Source organism: Pseudovibrio sp. Ad46, from assembly GCF_001623065.1.
Lineage (GTDB): Bacteria > Pseudomonadota > Alphaproteobacteria > Rhizobiales > Stappiaceae > Pseudovibrio.
The window spans coordinates 1-2,883 of sequence record NZ_LMCG01000021.1; the positions used below are offsets into that span (position 1 = coordinate 1).

At 58.8% G+C, this 2,883-nt stretch carries 2 protein-coding genes; both read right to left on the reverse strand.

Annotated elements, in window-relative coordinates:
• Positions 1-1,154 (reverse strand): HlyD family type I secretion periplasmic adaptor subunit (locus PsAD46_RS04990; protein ID WP_063306295.1); only part of this gene is annotated, 1,154 nt, incomplete at its 3' end.
• Positions 1,147-2,883 (reverse strand): type I secretion system permease/ATPase (locus PsAD46_RS04995; RefSeq protein WP_063306296.1); only part of this gene is annotated, 1,737 nt, incomplete at its 5' end. The genes PsAD46_RS04990 and PsAD46_RS04995, both read right to left, overlap by 8 nt.

The window sequence follows — 2,883 nt, forward strand, 5'->3', positions numbered from 1 at the left end:
GCCAGATAGAACGGCTCGCCGGTGACCTCATCGCGGGTCAGATCTGGAGAGACGTTGAGCACAGCTGCGCCCAGCTCTGGTGTGGTGCGCTGATCGAAAGCAGCAAGGCGCACATAAGCGTCCTGTCCCACTTGCAGCTGATCCACATCAACCGGTTGAACACGGCTTTCAATCACCAGATCACTGTCTTCCGGCACCACCAGCATGAGCGTGTCACCCGGTGCGATCACGCCGCCAACAGTGTGAACGTTGAGTTGGTGCACATAACCGGATTGTGGCGCGCGGATGTCAATGCGCTTGAGGCGGTCCTGCGCAGCCACTTCCTGCTCTTCCAGCTCGGCAATCTGCGAGCGGATGTTTTGCAGGTCAGACAGAACTTTTTCCAAAAACTCTTCGTCCAGCTGCAGGATCTGCACGCGCTTTTCGCTGATGGCTTCCTTGGTCTGAGCGACCTGAGAGATCAGCCCACCGCGGTCCCCAACCAGCTCGGCCCGTTCCCGCTTGATGGCGGTGACCTGAGAGGCGTTGATCAGGCGCTTTTCCAAAAGAGAAGCAAAGTCGGCGAGTTGCTGCGTGACAAGATCAATGCTTTCGGCTTTCGCATCGCGCTGCACCTTTAGGCCTTCAATCTGCTGCTCCAGCTGAGCAATCTGCTCGCCAAGCTGCTTCTTGCGGCCCTTGATGCCCTGCTGACGAGCAGCAAACAGGGCTTGTTCACCATCCAGAGCAGTGGCAGCAATCTTGTCGGTTTTCGCCAGCTCAACCAGAATTTCCGGGAAGGAGACCTGTTTGTCACCGCGCCATTCAGCAGAAAGGCGGGCTTCCTGCGCCTGCATCTGATGAAGGCGCTTGCGGGTGATGGCAAGGTTTGCTTTCACCACGGTCTCATCCAGACGGAACAGCACATCCCCGGCTTTGACTTCATCGCCGTCTTTGACGAGGATTTCGCCGACAATACCGCCTTCCTGATGCTGTACCTTCTTGGCCTGTCCATCGACAGCGATGGAGCCGGAGGTGATCACTGCGCTGTTGATCTTGGCAACGGAGGACCAGCCGCCAAGGCCGAGCACAAGAACGCCCACAAGGACGAGGCCCCAGCGCATGTGTTTCTTACGAGAGGTCTGAATGGTGGAAAGGGTTGTTTGCTCAGGCATGTGGCACCACGCTCAATGGTCCTGTTTTTGCAGCAGCTGGGGCTGGTTGTGCGCCGGGGGCCGGTTTTGCACCGGGTGCTGGCACGCCAGCAGGGGCGCTGATTTTTGGCAGGACTTCGTCTTTCGGGCCAAAGGCGGCCTGCTGGCCATCCTTCACAACAAGCAGCAGATCAACAGCTGAGATCGCGCTTGGACGGTGGGCAACGACAATGACAATGCTGCCGGTCTCGCGCATCAGCTTGATAGCGCGGGTCAGGGCTGCTTCGCCTTCTGAATCCAGATTGGAGTTGGGCTCATCGAGCACGATCAGGAACGGGCTGTCATAAAGCGCACGGGCCAGACCCACACGCTGACGCTGTCCGGCAGAAAGCAGTGCCCCGCCTTCGCCAACCTGCGTGTCATAACCATCAGCCAGACTGGTGACCAGCTCATGCACATTGGCAAGCTGGGCGGCTTCCAAAATCTTCTCGTCATCGCGTTCTGGCGCAAAGCGGGAGATGTTTTCGGCAATGGTGCCGTCAAACAGTTCCACATCCTGCGGCAGGTAGCCAACTGCTGTGCCCAGACGATCTTCCGACCACTGGCCCAGCTCCGCGCCATCCAGACGAACGGCACCGCGCAAGATTGGCCAAACGCCCACAAGCGCACGGACCAGACTGGTTTTGCCAGATCCAGACGGGCCGATAATGCCCATACCATCGCCTGCTTTGAGTTCAAAATTGACGCCAGCCAGTGTGACAGCACGAGCGCCCGGAGGCGCTGTTGCGATCTGCTGTACATTGAGGGTCTTGCTTGGCAGCGGCAGTTCGGTTTCTGGCGGGGTCTCATCCAGACCTTCCAGTGATTTTTCCAAACGGGTGCGGGCCTGACGGGCTGCGATGAACACGCGCCACTGGCCGACAGCCTGCTCCACAGGAGACAAAGCACGGGAGGTGATGATGGAAGCTGCGATCATAACACCAGGTGAGACTTCCTGAAGGATCGCAAGCCATGCACCCACAGCCAGAACGGCAGAACCGAGCAGAAAGCGGAAGGCTTTGATGGCAGTGGCGAACAGGGAGGCACGGTCGCCTGCCTTGGTCTGGGCATCATAAAAACGGGCGTTGGTTTCATCCCACTTGTTGGTGAGTGTGGAGCTCATGCCAAGGGCGCGCACCACTTCCGCATTGCGGCGGGCGCCGGAGCGGGTGTTGCTGCGCTGTGCGTTTTGTGAGGCCAGTTCCCTGGAGGGATCGCGGCTCATGAACTCGTTGGCAAGCACCAGAGAGAGGATGATGACCGCGCCAGCCAGTGCCAGCATGCCGAGCCAGAAGTGGAGCACAAACACCAGACCCAGATAGATCGGCATCCATGGAATATCAAAGAGCGCGGCTGGACCCTGACCACCCCAGAACTGGCGCATGGTTTCCAGATCGCGGATCGGATCTACGTTTTTACCGCTGTTGCCCATGCGCAGTGGTACGCGCAGGTTGGCAAGGAACGCTGTGCGCGACAGGCGGGCGTCAATTTCCTGAGAAATACGCGACAGGCCACGGGCACGGATGCCTTCCAGCAGGGCGAAGAACAGATAAAGGATACCGGCAAAACTGGCGATGATCACCAGTGTTGGCACGCTGTGGCTGGCGAGCACGCGATCATAGATCTGCAGCATGAACATCGGACCCGTCAGCATCAACAGGTTGATGACCAGACTCAAGACCCCAACGCCCGCATACCCGGACCGAGACGC